This window comes from Aquimarina mytili, from assembly GCF_016735115.1.
Classification (GTDB): domain Bacteria; phylum Bacteroidota; class Bacteroidia; order Flavobacteriales; family Flavobacteriaceae; genus Aquimarina; species Aquimarina mytili.
Genome location: NZ_JAERQJ010000005.1, coordinates 211,250 through 230,199, shown reverse-complemented (window position 1 = coordinate 230,199; position 18,950 = coordinate 211,250). Strand labels below are relative to the sequence as shown.

The 18,950-nt window shown below is 30.7% G+C and carries 18 protein-coding genes; all 18 read left to right on the top strand.

The features are described 5' to 3' along the window. Window positions 1-7 precede the first annotated feature (7 nt). The gene (locus JJQ60_RS14235; RefSeq protein ID WP_201921387.1) at window positions 8-1,003 is read left to right on the top strand and encodes a hypothetical protein; all 996 of its coding nucleotides are present in this window, start codon (window positions 8-10) and stop codon (window positions 1,001-1,003) included. Window positions 1,004-1,298: 295 nt separating this feature from the next. Further along, window positions 1,299-2,357, top strand: coding sequence for a hypothetical protein (locus tag JJQ60_RS14230; protein WP_201921384.1), 1,059 nt, complete (start codon window positions 1,299-1,301; stop codon window positions 2,355-2,357). Window positions 2,358-2,689: 332 nt separating this feature from the next. After that, entirely contained in the window at window positions 2,690-3,712 is a 1,023-nt protein-coding gene (gene rfbB, locus JJQ60_RS14225) for a dTDP-glucose 4,6-dehydratase (RefSeq protein ID WP_201921381.1), read from the top strand. Next, window positions 3,709-4,572: a glucose-1-phosphate thymidylyltransferase RfbA gene (gene rfbA / locus JJQ60_RS14220; RefSeq protein WP_201921378.1), complete on the top strand. Its 864-nt coding sequence runs from the start codon at window positions 3,709-3,711 to the stop codon at window positions 4,570-4,572. The genes rfbB and rfbA overlap by 4 nt, the downstream gene beginning before the upstream one ends. A gap of 2 nt (window positions 4,573-4,574) precedes the next feature. Continuing rightward, window positions 4,575-5,120 (top strand): dTDP-4-dehydrorhamnose 3,5-epimerase, encoded by a 546-nt coding sequence (rfbC, locus tag JJQ60_RS14215; protein WP_201921375.1) that lies wholly within the window; start codon window positions 4,575-4,577, stop codon window positions 5,118-5,120. Next, window positions 5,117-5,971 (top strand): dTDP-4-dehydrorhamnose reductase, encoded by an 855-nt coding sequence (rfbD, locus tag JJQ60_RS14210; protein WP_201921372.1) that lies wholly within the window; start codon window positions 5,117-5,119, stop codon window positions 5,969-5,971. The genes rfbC and rfbD overlap by 4 nt, the downstream gene beginning before the upstream one ends. A 30-nt stretch (window positions 5,972-6,001) precedes the next feature. Continuing rightward, a complete protein-coding gene (locus JJQ60_RS14205) occupies window positions 6,002-7,189 on the top strand; it encodes a UDP-N-acetylglucosamine 4,6-dehydratase (RefSeq protein ID WP_201921369.1) in 1,188 nt (395 codons plus the stop codon). A gap of 4 nt (window positions 7,190-7,193) precedes the next feature. Continuing rightward, on the top strand, window positions 7,194-8,333 hold the full coding sequence (locus JJQ60_RS14200) for a LegC family aminotransferase (RefSeq protein ID WP_201921365.1): 1,140 nt from the start codon (window positions 7,194-7,196) through the stop codon (window positions 8,331-8,333). Beyond that, window positions 8,330-8,971: an acetyltransferase gene (locus tag JJQ60_RS14195; protein WP_201921362.1), complete on the top strand. Its 642-nt coding sequence runs from the start codon at window positions 8,330-8,332 to the stop codon at window positions 8,969-8,971. The genes JJQ60_RS14200 and JJQ60_RS14195 overlap by 4 nt, the downstream gene beginning before the upstream one ends. A gap of 169 nt (window positions 8,972-9,140) precedes the next feature. Beyond that, entirely contained in the window at window positions 9,141-9,977 is an 837-nt protein-coding gene (locus JJQ60_RS14190) for a glycosyltransferase (RefSeq protein WP_201921359.1), read from the top strand. A gap of 8 nt (window positions 9,978-9,985) precedes the next feature. After that, on the top strand, window positions 9,986-11,044 hold the full coding sequence (locus tag JJQ60_RS14185; RefSeq protein ID WP_201921356.1) for an N-acetylneuraminate synthase family protein: 1,059 nt from the start codon (window positions 9,986-9,988) through the stop codon (window positions 11,042-11,044). A gap of 2 nt (window positions 11,045-11,046) precedes the next feature. Beyond that, the gene (locus JJQ60_RS14180) at window positions 11,047-11,853 is read left to right on the top strand and encodes a cytidylyltransferase domain-containing protein (RefSeq protein WP_201921353.1); all 807 of its coding nucleotides are present in this window, start codon (window positions 11,047-11,049) and stop codon (window positions 11,851-11,853) included. 1 nt (window position 11,854) lies between these two features. Then, on the top strand, window positions 11,855-12,871 hold the full coding sequence (locus tag JJQ60_RS14175) for an N-acetylneuraminate synthase family protein (protein WP_201921350.1): 1,017 nt from the start codon (window positions 11,855-11,857) through the stop codon (window positions 12,869-12,871). After that, a complete protein-coding gene (locus JJQ60_RS14170; RefSeq protein ID WP_201921348.1) occupies window positions 12,849-13,877 on the top strand; it encodes a nucleotidyltransferase family protein in 1,029 nt (342 codons plus the stop codon). The genes JJQ60_RS14175 and JJQ60_RS14170 overlap by 23 nt, the downstream gene beginning before the upstream one ends. A gap of 13 nt (window positions 13,878-13,890) precedes the next feature. Further along, a complete protein-coding gene (locus JJQ60_RS14165; RefSeq protein ID WP_201921345.1) occupies window positions 13,891-15,939 on the top strand; it encodes an NPCBM/NEW2 domain-containing protein in 2,049 nt (682 codons plus the stop codon). A 5-nt stretch (window positions 15,940-15,944) separates the two neighbouring features. Then, window positions 15,945-16,397 carry a YhcH/YjgK/YiaL family protein gene (locus JJQ60_RS14160; protein WP_201921341.1) on the top strand — a complete coding sequence of 151 codons (453 nt, stop codon included), beginning with the start codon at window positions 15,945-15,947 and terminating at the stop codon, window positions 16,395-16,397. A gap of 39 nt (window positions 16,398-16,436) precedes the next feature. Beyond that, complete coding sequence (locus tag JJQ60_RS22385; RefSeq protein ID WP_201921337.1) at window positions 16,437-17,747, top strand: oligosaccharide flippase family protein; 1,311 nt, start codon at window positions 16,437-16,439, stop codon at window positions 17,745-17,747. Next, window positions 17,748-18,950: a glycosyltransferase family 4 protein gene (locus tag JJQ60_RS14150; protein WP_201921334.1), complete on the top strand. Its 1,203-nt coding sequence runs from the start codon at window positions 17,748-17,750 to the stop codon at window positions 18,948-18,950.

Genomic DNA, 18,950 nt, shown 5'->3' with positions numbered 1-18,950 from the left:
ATATATTATGAATACTGAAAATCATAACGAAGAAATAGATCTTAAGCAACTTCTAAACCTAATTAAAGAATCTTTTAGAAGTTTAGTAAGATTAATTATTTCTGTCATTTTATTTTATAAAAGCAAAGCAATTTTATTTGCTGTTGTTTTAGTTTTGGGGGGTGTGATAGGATTTTTTGTAGATAAATATAGAGATACAGGAGATGATTATGCTCAGGAAATAATCATAGAACCCAAACACAATACAGCAAGATATATATATGATTTTGTTACTGAGTTTGAGAATAACGCAAAAGATGAATCTTTTCTTAAAAGAATGAGCGCAAATCCTTCTACAATGGATAATTTAAAAGAGATTTCCATAGAACCAATTATTAGAAGTACAGATGTATTAGACAATTTAGAAGAAAGATATGATGATAAAGAGTTTTTTAAAAGCGTAATTGAGGCATATGACGACGATGAATTAAAAGATGAAAAGTTTACTGACTTTTACAGGCATCATAAAATAACCATTAAGTATAGGAATGGAAGTTCTGAAAATGTTAAAATTACTTCTTCGATATTAGACTATATTAAATCAAATGATCACTATAAAAAAGAAATAGATTTAGTTCTAAAACAAACTAAAGAAGATATTGAACAAAACAAAAAGACATTACAATTTATTAATCAATATCTATTAAACCTTGGCAGGAACCCATTAAAAAGTGAAAAAGAAGTAGTTGTTATTACTGACGAAGAACAACCATCGACTATGACAATTGCATCATTACTTCAACAAAAAGAATCCTTGATGGAAACCATAAATGACCAAGAAAGAATTCTTACCTTTAATAAAGAAGTTTTTTCTATTATAGATTATGGGAAAATTATTTCCAAAAAGAAAGTTTTATTAGGAAACAAAGCCATTATGATACCATTGGTGCTTTTTGGTATGGTTTCTTTGTTTTTCTTCTTTAAGCATTTGTTTAAGCGAATGAATGAATTTGCAAAAGCATAATCATGAATAATTTTTGTTAGTAGAAAAATAGTGCGAGTTAAAAAACGGCTAACACTATTTTTTTCTAAGTTTTTTTATTTAATTTGTATCAGTTTTTGAAGTACTCTTTAAAAACTGATTTTCAATAGAAATACGAGTACTTGTATTTCAAAGTTGACGCTTTTCCTACCTATCGTCAAAACCATTTTAGATTTTCGTGATTCGTATAATGCAGTTTATGGCATAGTATGATTTTCTATATCTATTGCAATTGGTTATCTATTTTTTTATTTGAAATTGATTTGACATTATAGAGATGAGAGAAAACAACCCAGATGAAATTGACTTAGGACAGCTATTTAAATTAATTGGAGATGCATTTAATAAGCTATTCGTGCGAATAGGTATAATCTTCAAGAACATATTCCACTTTTTTATCTTATGTCTGAATTTTCTTAGACTACATGTTGTAAAATTTACAATTGCTATACTTATTGGTTGTAGTATAGGAGGCTATTTGGATTATATATCCCAACCGATATTTAGATCTTCAATGATCATTGAACCCAATTTTAACAGCGCCCAACAATTGTATAACAATATTGAATTTTATAATCAACTAGCGCAACAGAATGACTATGTAACCTTGGCAGAAGCCTTAAACATTAACGAAAAAGAGGCGTTCAATATTAAAAGAATAAGCATAGAGTCATTTTCTGACCAAACGCAAAGAATAAAACAATTTAGCTCATTCATTAGTGAGCTAGATTCAATTTCTCAAAAACAAGTAGATTACAACGATTTTTTGCAAAACTTTAATAATATCAATGCTAGGTTTCACAAAATTAAAATAGAAGCTACATCACCAGAAATTGCAAAAAAATGCCAAAAAGCAATTGTTACATCGATAGAGAATAATGAATATTTCACACTTCAGAAAAAGATAAATGATCGCAACATTGCCCTTAAAGATTCAATTATCCTAATGCAACAGACAGAGATTAAAGAACTACAACAGTTTTATAAAGAATTAAAAATTCTGGAGGCTCAAAAACCACAAGGCAGTACAAGTATTAATTTGGCAGAAAGCCAGCACAATAAAATGTCAGAGATTGAATTATTAGAACAAGCAAGAACATTGAAAGATGAAAAAATTGAACTAAATAATGAAAAGGCGAATACAAAACAAACGATTAATATCATCTCTGAATTTCCGAACAAAGGGGTTTTGACTAATGATTTTTTTAATAAAAAACTAGTCATATTACCCATTATGTTTTCAACAGCACTACTCTTAATACTGATGCTTAATTTGTTAAACACATATTTAAAGAATTATGATCGAACAAGAATTGTAAAAGCTAAACTAACCTAAAGACATCAACTTTTTATACGCTTAAATAAAATTAAAGAACTTAATACCATATCATTTGTTATTTAAATCTGTTGTACCATTTATCCTAAGAGAATACTATTAAATTTTACTTGCACTAATTAATCAAAAGATACATCTAATCAAAGTGGTATTAAAAATATAACTTATCTTTTTCAGTAAATGGTATGATAGAAATAGTATCTAATACTTTAAATTAAACAAAAAACAGATAATTAGCCTATTTTTGTAGAAAACACAAGTGGTTTCTGAGCACAAAACAATAAACCTTAGTATTTTTCCTTGTATATTAGTAAAAAGAGTTAAAAGATAATATGAAAAACATCTTAGTTACGGGTGGGGCAGGATTTATAGGAGCTAATTTTATTCCTTACATGTTAAATCAAAATCCAGAAACTCATATAGTTAATATTGATAAGTTGACCTATGCAGGAGATTTAGCAAACTTAGAAGAAATTGAGAATCATAAAAATTACACTTTTGTTAAAGGAGATATTTGCGATAGAGAGTGTGTAGAAAAACTTTTTAAAGAATATAATTTTGAAGGTGTTATTCACTTTGCGGCAGAGTCTCATGTGGATAATTCTATATCTAGCCCTGATGAATTTATTAGAACAAATGTTTTTGGAACATTTGTTCTTTTGGACGTAGCCAGAAACCATTGGATGAAATCCCCTCATGAATATAAGGATCAGTATAAAGGTTGCCGTTTTCATCATATTTCTACCGATGAGGTGTATGGAACCTTGGGCGAAACAGGGTTGTTTATGGAAACTACTCCATATGCTCCTAATAGCCCCTATAGTGCATCCAAAGCTTCTTCTGATTTTATTGTAAGGAGTTATTTTCATACCTATGGAATGAATGTAGTAACAACTAATTGTTCTAACAATTATGGTCCAAAACAGCATGACGAAAAACTGATTCCAACTATTATCAGAAAAGCAGTAGCTGAAGAGGAAATACCCATTTATGGCGATGGAAAAAACATTAGAGATTGGTTATATGTCATAGATCATTGTAAAGGAATTGAATTAGTGTACAAAAAAGGGGTTTCAGGAGAAACATATAACATTGGAGGTAGAAATGAACGCAACAACAATTATATCGCTTCAAAAATTTGTGAAATATTAGACAAAAGTGTTCCTCGTAAAGACGGCAATTCGTTCAAAGAGCTTATCACATATGTTAAAGACAGGCCAGGGCACGATTTGCGCTATGCAATAGATGCTTCAAAAATAGAAAATGAATTGGGATGGAAAGCAGACGAAAATTTTGAGACAGGGATAGAGAAGACAGTGGCTTGGTATCTAAAAAAATATAAAATTATATCATGAAAGGAATAATTTTAGCCGGGGGCTCTGGAACAAGATTGCACCCCTTAACACTTGCAGTTAGCAAACAACTAATGCCCGTCTATGACAAACCCATGATTTATTATCCGCTCTCAAGTCTAATGTGGTCCGGGATAAGAGAAATACTTATAATTTCTACGCCACATGATTTACCACTATTTGAAAAACTATTGGGAGACGGAACCAAATATGGTTGTGAGTTTAAATATGCCGTTCAGGAAAAACCGAATGGCCTTGCCGAGGCTTTTATCATTGGGGCGGATTTTATTGGAGATGACAAAGTTGCTTTGATTCTTGGAGATAATATTTTTTATGGAACCGGATTGGCAAAACTTTTACAATCAAATAATGATCCCGATGGCGGAATTATATACGCCTATCATGTTCATGATCCCGAGCGATATGGAGTAGTAGAATTTGATAATAATGGCAAGGCAATATCAATCGAAGAAAAACCAGAACGACCAAAATCAAATTATGCGGTTCCGGGAATATATTTTTACGACAATGAGGTAGTACATATCGCTAAAAACATAAAACCGAGTCATAGAGGGGAGTTGGAAATTACAGATATTAATAAAGTATATTTAGAAAAAGAAAAATTAAGTGTAAGTATTTTGGATAAAGGTACAGCATGGCTAGACACAGGCACATTTAATTCTTTGATGCAAGCTTCTCAGTTTGTACAAGTGATTGAAGAACGACAAGGATTAAAAATTGGAGCAATCGAAGAAGTGGCGTATAGAATGGGATATATAACCAAGGAAGAATTAAAAGAATTGGCTAGGCCATTAGTCAAAAGCGGATATGGCAAACATTTAATGAGCATTTTAGAGCACTAAACATGGTAGCAAAAGAAACCAAACTTAAAGGATGCTTCGTCTTAGAACCATCAGTTTTTGAAGATAAAAGAGGGTATTTCTTTGAAAGTTATAATCAAAAAAAATTCGATGAGTTGATTGGACAAAAAGTAAATTTTGTTCAAGACAACCAGTCTTTTTCAACAAAAGGAGTCATAAGAGCATTACATTATCAAATAGGAGAACATGCCCAGGCCAAACTAGTTAGAGTACTTCAAGGAAGAGTACTGGATGTTGCTGTTGATTTACGAAAAGACTCTCCCACGTTTAAAGAGCATGTAGCTATAGAATTATCAGAAGAGAATAAAAAACAACTTTATATCCCCAGAGGGTTTGCACATGGCTTTGTTGTACTAAGTGATACTGCTAGTTTCTTTTATAAGTGTGATAATTTTTATAATAAAGAAGCCGAAGGCGGAATCATATACAATGATCCAGAGCTAAAAATCAATTGGAAACTAGACACAAAAGAACTTATTGTTTCAGAAAAAGATGCAATTTTGCCAATGTTTAAAAAGGCAAAGTCATGATTTCAGTATTAGTAACGGGAGCAAATGGTCAATTAGGTCAGTGTATCAAGAAAATTGAAGGAAACTACAACGAGGTACATTTATATTTTGCAGACTCAAAAACCTTAGACATTACAAATGCTGAGGGATTGAAGAGTTTTTTTTCTAAAAAATCATTTGATTTTATTATTAATTGTGCAGCGTATACAAATGTTGAACAAGCAGAAAAAGAACCAGAAAAATCATTTCTTGTCAATGCTCATGGTGCTAAAAACCTTGCGGAAGTATGTAAATCTTATGATATAACACTTATCCATGTGTCAACAGATTATGTTTTTGATGGTAAAAAGAGAACACCATATCTGGAAGCAGACACCCCTAACCCAATAAATGAATATGGTAAATCAAAGCTCGAGGGAGAGCGTTTTATACAACAAATACTTGAAAAACATTTCATAATCAGAACCTCATGGCTCTATTCTGAATTTGGACATAATTTTTTCAAAACAATTCTAAAAAAATCAAAAACAGAAAAGGAACTCACAATTATCACTTCTGAAACCGGAACACCAACTAACGCTAATGATTTGGCTCAATTTTTACTTGAAATAATCCAGACAAATAATGATAAATATGGTGTTTATCATTTCAGTAATCAAGGGGAGGCTACTTGGTATGACTTTGCAAAGGAAATTTTGAAATTTTCAGGCAAACATGAATCTATAATACTTAAAAAAACGGATAATTACCCTACTTTTGCAGATAGACCAAAATACAGTGTATTAAATAAAGATAAAGTAGTTAATTTTTTTCAAACTAAAATACTAGATTGGAAGTCTTCTTTATTGCTTGTGGATAGATCCGAGGAATAAGTAGTTAAAAATCAAAAACTTTTAAATGAGATGAATATACTTAAGCTAATAGGACGAAAACAAGAACTGTTTTCTGATGATATTGCAGAAAAAGAACCTGAGTTAAAAAACATAGTTTCTTCTTCATCTTTTCTGGTTATAGGTGGTTCCGGATCCATTGGCCAAGCGGTTACTAAAGAGATTTTTAAACGAAACCCAAGAAAACTTCATGTAGTTGATATTAGTGAAAACAATTTGGTTGAATTGGTGAGAGATATCAGAAGTTCTTTTGGATATATAGATGGAGATTTTAGAACCTTTGCTTTAGATATAGGATCTTTGGAGTATGATGCTTTTATAGAGGCAGGTGGTAAATATGATTATGTTCTAAATTTATCTGCACTGAAGCATGTAAGAAGTGAAAAAGACCCTTATACATTGATGAGAATGATTGATGTAAATATTTTTAACACTGAAAAAACCTTGCTTCAATCTATTGAAAAAGGAACCAAAAAATATTTTTGCGTTTCCACAGACAAAGCCGCAAATCCAGTAAATATGATGGGGGCTTCTAAACGAATTATGGAGATGTATTTGATGAGAAGAAGTAAGGATATAAAAATCTCTACAGCGCGTTTTGCTAATGTGGCATTTTCAGATGGATCATTACTTCATGGATTTGATCAAAGAATAAAGAAAAAACAACCAATAGTAGCACCCAACGATATCAAAAGGTACTTTGTAATCCCAAAGGAATCTGGGGAGTTATGTTTAATGTCTTGTATTTTCGGTGATAATCGCGATATATTTTTTCCTAAATTAAATGAAAACCTTGACTTAATTTCTTTTGCTGATATTGCAATAAAATACCTCCAAGAGCTTGGATATGAGCCATATTTATGTAAAGATGAAGAGGAAGCTAGAAAACTTGTGGAAACATTACCCCAGGAAAAAAAGTGGCCTTGCTTATTTTCCAAGAGTGACACTACCGGAGAAAAAGATTTTGAAGAGTTCTTTACTGATAAAGAAACATTAGATATGGATAAGTTTCAAAATCTTGGAATCATAAAAAATAATTTAGACTTTGACAACGAGGCTTTAGAGTTATTTACAAATAGAATCCAGAAGTTGAAAAAGAACAGGAAGTGGGAAAAGAAAGATATTGTTGATCTTTTTTTTAAGATGATACCTGATTTTGGACATAAAGAAACAGGTAAATATTTAGATAGTAAAATGTAACTATATGTATCAAGAGTTTATATCCTTTACCCAAGCAACTTTTAATACTAAGGAGTTTATTCCTCTTCATGCCCCTGTATTTATGGGAAATGAGAAAAAATATCTGAATGAGTGTATTGACTCTACATTCGTTTCAAGTGTCGGAAAGTTTGTGGATCAGTTCGAATTAGAAGTCGCTAAGTATACTGGAGCAAAATATGCGATTGCAACCTCTAATGGTACTGCCGCCCTTCATATTGCCTTGTTAATGGCTGGGGTTACTCAAAATGATGAAGTAATAACACAACCGTTAACCTTTATTGCAACAACAAACGCAATTAGTTACATTGGAGCGCATCCTGTTTTTGTAGATGTCGACAAAGAAACCCTTGGTTTATCTCCTGATAAACTGGAGCATTTCTTATTGCAAAATACAGAAATAGTTAATGGAGAGTGCATAAATAAGACAACAAAGAAAAGGATCAAAGCGGTTGTTCCAATGCATACTTTTGGGCTACCTGCTAGAATTGATGAAATTATATCTGTTTGCAATAAGTTTAACATCGCTGTAGTAGAAGATGCAGCAGAATCATTAGGAAGTTATTATAAAGGAAAACACACAGGAACCTTTGGTTTATTAGGCACATTCAGCTTTAATGGAAATAAAACCATTACCACAGGAGGTGGAGGAATGATCGTTACAAATGATGATGATATTGCCAAAAAAGCAAAACATTTAACCACTACAGCGAAAATTCCGCATCCATGGGATTATGAACACGATATGATTGCTTATAATTATCGCTTGCCAAACATCAATGCAGCATTAGGCTGTGCTCAGATTGAAAAACTGCCCCTTATTTTGAAAAAGAAAAGAGAACTATCAGATAAGTACCAGACATTTTTTAGTGGCAAATCATTATATTATATCGTAGAACCAAAAAATTCAGTTTCTAACTATTGGTTAAATGCAATTTTATTAGAAAATGTAGAAGAAAGAAATGAATTTCTTAGAAATACTAATGCCAAAGGAGTGATGACAAGACCTATTTGGAAATTAATGAATAGCCTATCAATGTTTAAAAATGCACAAACGGGAAACCTAGAAAACTCCAAATGGTTTGAAGAACGTGTTGTAAATATACCTAGTAGCGTTATATTATGAAACCATTATATATAATAGGAGCAGGAGGAGCCGCAAAAGAGATTTTTTTATTGATTAAAGAAATTAATAAGGTTGAAAAAGTTTATGACTTCAAAGGTTTTGTTGATGTAGTAATAGAGAAACCTTTGGAAATAGGAAATACAAAGTATCGCACCATTAAAGAATCAGATTTTTTAAACGATATACAAGACAAAGTCTCTATTGTTTTTGGTTTAGGAGATACAGGAAAAATAAAAAAGATAGTTGAATTATATCAGCAAAAATCGAATTTTGAATTCCCAAATTTAATTCATCCAGATGTAATAGTAGATGAAAGCGTATCTTTAGGAATTGGTAATATAATCACAACCAGATGTGTTTTTACAGTAGACATATCGCTTGATTCCTTTAATTATATTAATAGAGGGGTGCATATAGGGCATGATACCAAAATAGGTTCTTACAATGTTATTAACCCATGTGCTGTGATTTCTGGAGGAGTAATAATTAATAATGAAAATCTAATTGGCACCAATGCAACTATTTTACAATATTTAAACATTGGATCTAAAAACAAAATAGGTGCTGGTGCAGTGGTTACTAAAAATGTCTTTGATGAGAGCTGTGTAATTGGAGTGCCAGCAAAAGAAAAAAAGTAATGAAGAAAACATTAATCATCTCTGAAGTCGGAGTAAATCATTGTGGTGGTATTATCTTATTAAACAATTAATTGATACAATGGTAGAATTGGGCTATGTTAAACTTCTTTCGACTTTTAAGTTTAAAAAATCTTTAAGTAAACATGTTTGCTGAAGTGATGAAAGAATTATGAATAAAACAGTTGTTGCTTCTGTAGTTTTTCCGGCTAATACTGCCTTTGTAGATGATTTTTTTGAGTCATTATGCAGACAAACCTATAAAGAATTTGATGTTTTCATCATTAATGACGGTTTTGAAAACTTTGATGCCGTTGTAGAAAGGTATTACTCATTAAACATAACAGTTTATAAATACTCTAATACACCATCAAAAATAAGACAAAAACTTTTAGAATTATTAAATAGGAGCAAATACCAAAATATAGTCTTTAGTGATTCTGATGATTATTTGGCAGATAATCGGGTAGAAGAATCAGTTAAATATTTATCTAAATATCCTATTGTTTTTAATGATTTGACAAGTTTTTATGAGGATAAAATTTTGAATAAAAAGATATGGTCTTCAAGATTTAACAAAAATAAAGTTATTACTCGACAATTCCTTATAGATAAAAATGTATTGGGTTTAGGCAATAGTGGAATAAGAAAAGAGGTTTTAAAAGAAATAAATTTAGATGAAGATCTTTTAGCCGTTGATTGGGCAATTTTTTATAACTTAATAGATAATTTAGAAGCCTTTTTTATAGATAAAACACAAACGTTTTATCGACAACATGATTCAAACACTATTGGGTTTGATAAAATGTCATTGCAAAGAATACAGACCGCAATAAATGTGAAAAAAAGACATTACATTTTTATAAAAAGAAAAGACTTATACAACAAATTAAGATTGTTAGAAGAGTTAAACCCTGTAGATGAAATTGAAAAAAAGATAAAGATTAACCAAAAAGATAGAAATCAAAACCACTTTTGGTGGGAAGAAACAAAACTATTAGAAAAATAAATTTAATAATGAAAAAAATAAAACTATCTCCAAATTTTGATATATATAATTTTTCTGAACCCTTTATTATTGCAGAAATAGGCGCAAACCATAATGGAGACATGGATTTAGCAAAAAAGATGATTGATTCTGCTGTAGACTGTGGAGCACATGCTGTTAAGTTTCAGTCCTGGACTCCAAAATCACTCGTTTCTAAGGTAGAGTATGATAATAACCAAAAGTATGACGATTCTCCAAAAAAACACTTTGGTTCTCTTAAAGAAATGATACAAAAATATTATTTAAGAGAAGATCAGCATTTTGAATTAAAAGAATACTGCGATAACAAAGGAGTAGTATTTGCTTCGTCTCCTTTTTCTGAAGTAGAGGCAGATCTTCTGGATAAACTTGGAGTTCCTTTTTTTAAGGTTGCCTCTATGGATATCAATAATTTGAGGTTTCTAAGATATCTGGCAAAATTTAATAAACCAATTATATTATCTACGGGAATGGCTTCATTAGCTGAAATTGATCGAGCAATTAAAACTATTGAATCTGAAGGAAATGATCAAATTGTATTGTTACATTGCATTTCTATATATCCTCCAAAGTATGAAGATATTCATTTGAATAATATAACAATGCTACAACAGGCTTTTGATTATCCAGTAGGTTTTTCTGATCACACTATAGGTTTTTCTATACCTTTAGCTTCAATTGCACTCGGAGCATGTGTTATTGAAAAACACTTTACCATTGATAAAAACTTACCAGGCTGGGATCATGAGATTTCTGCTGATCCGGCTGAGCTAAGAATAATTTGTAAAGAAGGTTTAAATATTACAAAATCTCTAGGAAGCCATCAACGAATTGTTTCGGATGCTGAGGAGGCTAAAAAAGGGAAATTCAGAAGGAGTGCTGTTACGGCAAGAGCTATTAAGAAAGGTGAAAAAATTAAAACCGAAGATATTCTATTTAAAAGACCTGGAACGGGTATTTCTCCTGATGAAGAATCATATATTGTCGGCAGGACAGTTAAAAATGACATTGATAAAGATGCTATGTTAACTTGGGAAAGTTTTGAATAGTTATGAATGAAAAAGTTATTGCTTGTATTATTGCCCGAACCGTCTCAACTAGATTACCTCTAAAGGTGCTAAGAAATGTTTTTGACGACTACTCTATGCTGGATTATATTATTCAGAGATTGAAATTATCTCAAAAAATTGATGAAATTGTTATTTGTACTTCTACAGAAGAGGTAGACGATATTTTAGAAGATGTGGCTCGCAAAAACAAAGTTAATATTTATAGAGGTTCTCCTGAGAAAGTGATTGAGCGAATGATTATGGTAGGAGATAAATATAAAGGTGATGTCCTATTGAGAGTTACAGGAGATAATGTATTTACCACATACGAATATATTGATCGCCAAATAGAGCTGTTGCAGGAAAACAATTTGGATTATTTGAGATTAAATGGAGTTCCAATAGGCGCTTCGGCCGAAATCATGAAATTCGAAGCGCTTAAAAAATGTTATTCAGAAATGGATCCAATGGTAAGCGAATATTTAATGCTTTATATGTTTGAACCGGATAACTATAAATGCGGTATTCTTAATCCATTTTCTGAGGATTATTCTAATTACACTATTACTGTAGATACACCAGAAGACTATATTCGTACTAAAGAAATTATTAACCAAAGTACTAATAAAGATAAGCTAAGGTTAACATTAAACGAGATAATTAGCACAATTCTGGAAAACAACATCATTAACTCTACATATAACGCTACTGGAGATGTTAAATATCCATATGGAAAAATAATTTCTTTTAAAGAATATAAAATGGATATGGAGCGAAGAATAAATAAATCAACTCATTTTTTTAGTTAATATGTCTTATTATCTATATACTGAAACAGCATTTCACCATCAAGGCGAGCTAGAATATGCAAGAAAATTAATTGAGGCTACAAAAGATTCTGGCGCTTCTGGAATAAAATTTCAAGTAATTTTTAATATTAATAACTTGACCTCTTCCAAACATTCTAAATATGAGTTTCTTAAAACGTTAGAGTTTTCTGAAAAAGAATGGGAAGAGTTATTCGATTATGCTATTGATCTTGGGTTAGATCTCATTATAATGCCTTTGGACCTTGAACCATTTACATTGATAGAAAAATACAAGAAGAACATTAAGTTTTTGGAGATTCATTCGGTTTCATTTAATGATCAACAATTAAAGGAAAAGGTTAAAGAAAGTGGTGTTCCTTTGATTCTTGGTGCAGGTGGGAGAACACTAGAAGAGATTAATCAACAGATAAGTTTCTTTCAACAGCAAGTTTCGGTTTTGATGCATGGTTTTCAATCATACCCAAGCAAAATAGAACATGTTCGTCTTGAAAAAATTTCAACTTTGGCAAAAAAGTTTCCCAAAATAGCTGTTGGATATGCAGACCATTCAAGTTATGATAGTGAGTTTTCAGTTTTATCAAATGATTATGCATATCTATTAGGAGCTAGAGTTTTTGAAAAACATATTACCGTTGATGAAGGAATTGAAAGAGTAGATTTTGAAGCAGCTGTTTCGAAAGATAAAATCAAAAAAATTAATTCTAGACTCAATTTCCTTTCAACCGAAATTTTTTCAGAAATTCATAGAGAATTTTCAAACTTAAATGAACAAGAGATAACTTATAAAAATCGAGAAAAAATTGCCGTAGCGTCAAAAGATATTAAAAAAGGTGAAGAGCTTAATAAAGATAATGTATGTTTTAAAATGATTGATAAAGTTTCTGATTATACTAAAATTCATCAACTAGAACATAAAATTGCAATTAAAGACATATCGTTTGATGAGGTAATATTGAAAAAAGACATAACTAGAAATGAAAGAAAAACTAATTATTAAATATAATGAGCATTTACCTTTTGAAGAACTAGTCAATATACTTGATAAAACAGGGCAAGGTTTTTTGGCTTTTGTAAATGATAATGAAGAACTAGTTGGTATTATTACGGATGGAGACATTAGACGAGCAATTATTAATAAGGTAACGGTCTTAGATAGGATAATAAACAAAGATCCGATAAAAGTTGCTGAAAACTTTGACCAAAAAAAAGTTATAAACCAATTAAGAATGCTTCATCGCAGGCACATGCCTATTATCAATAAAAAAAATCAATTGATAGATATTATTACTCTCGATGATTATGAGTATAATTTTAAGCCAAATTATGTGGTGATCATGGCTGGAGGCTTAGGTTCGAGATTAGGTGATCTTACTAAGGCAACCCCCAAACCAATGCTTAAAGTAAATGACAAACCAATCCTAGAAAGAATTGTGAATAATTTTTTGAAGCATAAGTTCAACAACTTTGTGTTTTGCGTTAATTATAAGTCAGAAATCATTGAAAACTACTTTAAAGACGGATCAGAATTTGGGATAAATATAAAGTATGTTAAAGAGAGTAAGAGGCTTGGTACCGCAGGAGCATTAAGTCTAATAAATTTTGATTTGGAAGATGATTTTATTGTTGCCAATGGAGATGTTATTACCGATTTAGATTATTCGGGATTATTGAAATTCCATAAAGAGAATAATTCTCCCGCAACGATGTGCATTAAAAGGTTTACCTACCAAATACCTTACGCAATTGTGCAAAAAGATGATAAAAAAAACTTAATAGGGCTTAAAGAAAAACCGGATTATCACTACCATATCAATACGGGCACATATGTATTATCAAAGGAAATACTGAATAGAATCCCTAAAGACACATTCTATGATATGCCTTCCTTGTTTGAAGAACTTATGGATTCAAAGAATCCTCCCAAAACTTTTGAAATGGGAGAATACTGGCTAGACATTGGTCAACCAAAAGATTACAAAAAAGCTCAAGATGAGATTAATTAAAAAATGAATACTAATGCGACCTCACTACACAAAAATTACGTCTCTTTTACTTCTTATTGTAATAGCTTTTTCTATGATGAATTGTGCTAATAAAGAAACAAAAGAAATATGGCTGGATGAAATGGACCTTTCTTCTATGACCTCAGGATGGAAAACTCCTCAGAAGAACAAATCCATATTAGGGCGCCCAATGATAATGAACAACAAAACGTATGATAGAGGTGTTGGTGTACATGCAAAGAGTAAATACATGGTAGAACTAAATGGCGAAGCCAAAACCTTTACTGCTGTGGTTGGCTTAGATGATAATGCTAAAGAAATGAGTTCTATAACAATCTACATACTTGGAGATAAGAAAATTATGTGGGAAAGTGGGGTTTTAAAAAAAGGACAAGTAAAAAACATTGATATCAATATTGAAGGAATAAAGGTTTTAGCTTTTTACGTTTCAGACGCAAAAGATGGTCAATCAAGGGATTATGCCAATTTCGCAAATGCTAAATTTCTATCCTATGGGACCATAGAACCATATATACCTTTACAAGAAGAAAAAATAATAGTTACACCTTCGGAAAGCTTACAACCCAAAATAAATGGACCGGATATTTTTGGAATCAGGAAAGACTCTCCTTTTTTATATAAAATCCCCGCTTCAGGAAAAAAACCTATAATTTACGAAGTTGATAATTTACCAAAGGGACTTAACTTAGATAGCCTTACAGGTATTATTACAGGAAAAATGGATGTTCTGGAATCTAAAAAAATCATTTTAAAAGCAAAGAATGAACATGGAAACACAAAAAAAGAATTTGAAATTGTAGTTGGGGATAATATTTCTCTTACCCCCCCAATGGGATGGAATAGTTGGAATTGTTGGGGGAAAAATGTAAATCAAGAAAAAATAGAAGCAGCCTCAAAAGCATTTGTAGATAAAGGATTAATAGATTATGGTTGGTCCTATATCGTTATTGATGATGCTTGGCAAGGTAATAGAGATAACAAAAAGAAAATGATTCGGGCTAACGCAATGTTTCCTGATATGAAGAACCTATCGAAACAAATACATGATAGAGGATTAAAATTTGGAATTTATTCGACCCCTTGGATTACGTCTTTCGCTGGATATTGCGGAACATCAAGCGACTCAATAAACGGTTATTGGGATAAGGAAAAATTTGGAAATCGAAAATTTATTAAACACGGGAAATATACTTTTGAAAAGAATGATGTAGATCAGTTCGTGGATTGGGGAGTAGACTATTTAAAATATGATTGGAATCCTATTGACTCTATATCTTTAGCTAGAATGGGTAAGGAAATCAAAAATGCAAATAGAGATATTGTATTCTCAATCTCCAATTCTAGTGATATAAATGATATGAAATCATATCAAAAATGGTCTAATTTATGGCGTACTACGAGTGATATTAGAGATATATGGGATAATGGATATTCAAAGGGAAGATTTTCTCAAGGGATAATGGATATTTTAAGATATCATACAAACTGGAAAGAGTTTAATGGCCCATCCTCCTGGAATGATCCAGATATGTTAGTATTAGGAAAAGTAGGTTGGGGTGAGCCAAGAGAAAACAATTTATCTGGTGATGAACTATATTCACATTTTACTCTTTGGACTATTTGGTCAGCTCCGTTAATGTTAGGGTGTGACCTGGAAAAAATAGATAAATTTACGCTCTCTTTACTAAAGAACAGTGAAGTTATAGATATCAATCAGGATCGTCTTGGCAGTCAGGCAGAAATTATTTCAGATACTAACGGTTTCGTAGTATTGAAAAAACAATTGTATAATGGAGATTTTGCAATAGCGGTAATTAATAAGGGGTTATACTATAATACTCCGATCGACCAATTTAATTGGGGTGATGAAGCACCCAGGGAGTTAGATCTTAAAGAATTAAAAATTACGTTAAATGGAGACTTTATGGTTAGAGATGTATGGAAGCAAAAAAACATAGAAGAGTTTTCTAAATCACAAAAGATTAAAGTAAATCATCACGGGGCTAGTCTATTAAGATTTAAAAGAGTAAAAAAACCATAAGCAAAATGATAATAGACACACTGGATAATGCAAATTTTTATAAAACGTTATCAGCGAATATTGAAACTGCCATTAATTACTTAAAAAGTACGGACTTACAAAGTTTGGAATTAGGAAAGCATGAAATAGACGGAAATAAAGTTTTTGCTTTATTGTTAAATTATGAAACTCAAAATGAATTTAAAGATAAATGGGAGGCCCATAGAAAGTATCTAGACATTCATTATATTATAGAGGGTAATGAAAGAATTGCAGTAGCCAATATTTTAGATATGAACCCTATAACAGAATATGAAAAAAATGAGGATTTTCAATTGTTTAAAGGAAAAGGAGCAAAGCTTTATTTAAGAAAAAATGATTTTATAATCTTAGGACCAAATGATGTCCACCAACCGGGAATTTGTTTTGATGATGCCGTAAGCGAGGTACGCAAAATTGTTATTAAGGCAATGATTTAATTTATACTAAAAAATTATACATTTCTAAATTAATTTGAATTGTTTGAGACCATAAAAAAAAATCATTTTTTAAAGAACATAGCAATTTTTTTTTCAGGTAGTTTAATTGCTTTGGTTGCAGCGGTATCTGTACAGTTTTTTATACCCAAAATTTTATCAGTTGAAGATTATGGCTTGTACAAATCTTTCACATTATATTTATCATATACAAGCTTATTACACTTTGGTTTAAAAGATGGTATATATATAGCCTTATGTACCCAGGAGGCTTTTATTAAACAAGAAAATATAAAATATTTTAGCACTTTGATCACTCAGCAATTTATAGTGCTTATTTTGATGTTGTCAGGAGCATTTTTTTTTGAAACTCCATTAAAAATAATTTTAATATGCCTTTCTATTACTTCTTTCTTTTTTATAATAAACACGTATTATGACTCACTTTTTCAATCTCAAAAGAAGTTTAAGACAGTAAGTTTTTTAAAGATTTTTAAAGAGACGTCTTTTTTAATTTTAGTAGTACTTGTCTATTTCTTATTCGATAAACCAAGTATTAATATAATTTTAGGATGCTTTTTACTATCAATAATTACAAGCTATTTTGTGTATACATATGTCTCCAGGAAGTGGATTGGTCTTAAAACAATTGGGGCGAGTGATATTGAATTTATTAAACCTACGTATTATCGAGGAATTAAACTTTTAGCAGGAAATTTTGGAAATCAAGTAAATACAAATATTGATAAACTATTTATTAATTTTTTTTATTCAATTGAATTGTTTGCATATTACTCATTTGGTGGAATGTTTTTTGTTTTAACAAATACCTTTGTAAGCTCGGTTTCAACTGTTTTACTACCATACTTATTTAAAGACTATAATCAGGATTTAGATAATAAGCATAGACAGTTGATGAAGGTTACCACAATGTTTTCTCCTGTCCTTTTCTTTTACTTAATCGTGGTTTTTTACTTTGTTGAATATTTTTACCAAAATTATATTGAAAGTATCACTATAATTGCTCTATTTTATGTAGCAATGGTTTATAATATCAAAATAAATATTGTTCAGAACAACTATTTAAAGACTCTTAATTTAGACAAGGAATATGTAAGGAATAATTACATTGTATTATTTGGATACATACTCATAATGACAATGTTGTATTTATTAAAAATGGAAATTGTATATTTTGCCATATGTACCTCAATGATGATGTACTTCAGATTTAGATTAAATCTTAGGTGTATTAATTCAAGGCTAAAAATTAATAAGAACTATTTTCTTGATGACTTTTTGATTTTTATCTTGGGGATACTAGTATTTTTGTACGCAAAATATGTATTGTAAATGAAAAAGCTATTAATTTTAGGTCAAATCCCAAAAGAATACGGGGGTAGTTATACAACGGGAGTAGCAAACGTAATTATTGAGATAGCAAATATTCTTAAAGAATCATATGATACAAATATATATGCAACAAACCTTAATTCATATAAACCTATAAAGCATCATGATATTACGTTTTTAGGATACTCAAAAAAACTTCTGCTAAAACTGCTATTTTTCGAACTTATAAAAAGACCTATTGGAGCAATAAAGGAGCTTAGAAATTATAAGAATGAATTCGGAGTGCCTCAATATAAATTTTTACTTTATAGAATTCTTATAAAAAACTACATTAAAGAATTGCAACCAGATATAATTAATGCACATGGAATGATGTTTTCACCAATTATGAAGCATTTAAAACTATCCAAGAAAACTTATTTTTCTTTTCATGGATTCATGCATAATGACCCTAATAGCATTCTTGCGAATCAAGAAAGAGGAATCTCGATGCAGAAACTATATAAGAATGGAGCAAAATATGTTTTTAATCCAACTTACTTAAACCCGGAAATGAAGGACATAGGTGAAACTGAATTAAAAATTAATTCAGATAATGCTTCAATAATTTCTAATGGAGTGAATGTTTCGACATTTAAATATTCTGAATTGGATAGAGAACTAGTAAGACGCGAAATGGGTGTGCTAGATGGTGATAAAGTTTTTATATCAGTAGGAGCATTAACACATAGAAAAAATCATTTGGGGTTTATTGAGTTCCTCAAAAGAAATTTATTTAAAGGAAGCTATTGGATTATAGGGAAAGTAGAATCTGAAGAAACTCGAGATAAGATTCTTCATTTGGTAAATAGCAAAGAGCTTCCTTTCACAATAAAATTATTTAGTTACATGCCAAATTCTGAATTATATAGGTACTATTCTGCCTCAGATGTATATGCTCACCCCAGCACGTCAGAAGGACAAGCACTCGTTGTTTTTGAAGCAATGTGTTGTGGAATGCCTGTTCTTGTTAATAAAGAAATAAAAGGTACTATTGGACTTGACAACTCATACGATAAGTATCTACAATTTGTAGATTTAAAGAATGATGATATTCCAAGTTTTATTGTAAATAGAACACAATTATCTGAAAAATGTAAAGAAGAATTGTCCTGGGAGGTAACAGCTAAGAAATATGTACGCTTTTTTGGAAACAACTCGTAA

Bases quoted from the DNA above. Each gene is read 5' to 3' on its own strand.
- JJQ60_RS14235 (WP_201921387.1), top strand. From the start codon at position 8: ATGAATACTGAAAATCATAACGAAGAAATAGATCTTAAGCAACTTCTA.
- JJQ60_RS14230 (WP_201921384.1), top strand. From the start codon at position 1,299: ATGAGAGAAAACAACCCAGATGAAATTGACTTAGGACAGCTATTTAAA.
- rfbB (WP_201921381.1), top strand. From the start codon at position 2,690: ATGAAAAACATCTTAGTTACGGGTGGGGCAGGATTTATAGGAGCTAAT.
- rfbA (WP_201921378.1), top strand. From the start codon at position 3,709: ATGAAAGGAATAATTTTAGCCGGGGGCTCTGGAACAAGATTGCACCCC.
- rfbC (WP_201921375.1), top strand. From the start codon at position 4,575: ATGGTAGCAAAAGAAACCAAACTTAAAGGATGCTTCGTCTTAGAACCA.
- rfbD (WP_201921372.1), top strand. From the start codon at position 5,117: ATGATTTCAGTATTAGTAACGGGAGCAAATGGTCAATTAGGTCAGTGT.
- JJQ60_RS14205 (WP_201921369.1), top strand. From the start codon at position 6,002: ATGAATATACTTAAGCTAATAGGACGAAAACAAGAACTGTTTTCTGAT.
- JJQ60_RS14200 (WP_201921365.1), top strand. From the start codon at position 7,194: ATGTATCAAGAGTTTATATCCTTTACCCAAGCAACTTTTAATACTAAG.
- JJQ60_RS14195 (WP_201921362.1), top strand. From the start codon at position 8,330: ATGAAACCATTATATATAATAGGAGCAGGAGGAGCCGCAAAAGAGATT.
- JJQ60_RS14190 (WP_201921359.1), top strand. From the start codon at position 9,141: ATGAATAAAACAGTTGTTGCTTCTGTAGTTTTTCCGGCTAATACTGCC.
- JJQ60_RS14185 (WP_201921356.1), top strand. From the start codon at position 9,986: ATGAAAAAAATAAAACTATCTCCAAATTTTGATATATATAATTTTTCT.
- JJQ60_RS14180 (WP_201921353.1), top strand. From the start codon at position 11,047: ATGAATGAAAAAGTTATTGCTTGTATTATTGCCCGAACCGTCTCAACT.
- JJQ60_RS14175 (WP_201921350.1), top strand. From the start codon at position 11,855: ATGTCTTATTATCTATATACTGAAACAGCATTTCACCATCAAGGCGAG.
- JJQ60_RS14170 (WP_201921348.1), top strand. From the start codon at position 12,849: ATGAAAGAAAAACTAATTATTAAATATAATGAGCATTTACCTTTTGAA.
- JJQ60_RS14165 (WP_201921345.1), top strand. From the start codon at position 13,891: ATGCGACCTCACTACACAAAAATTACGTCTCTTTTACTTCTTATTGTA.
- JJQ60_RS14160 (WP_201921341.1), top strand. From the start codon at position 15,945: ATGATAATAGACACACTGGATAATGCAAATTTTTATAAAACGTTATCA.
- JJQ60_RS14150 (WP_201921334.1), top strand. From the start codon at position 17,748: ATGAAAAAGCTATTAATTTTAGGTCAAATCCCAAAAGAATACGGGGGT.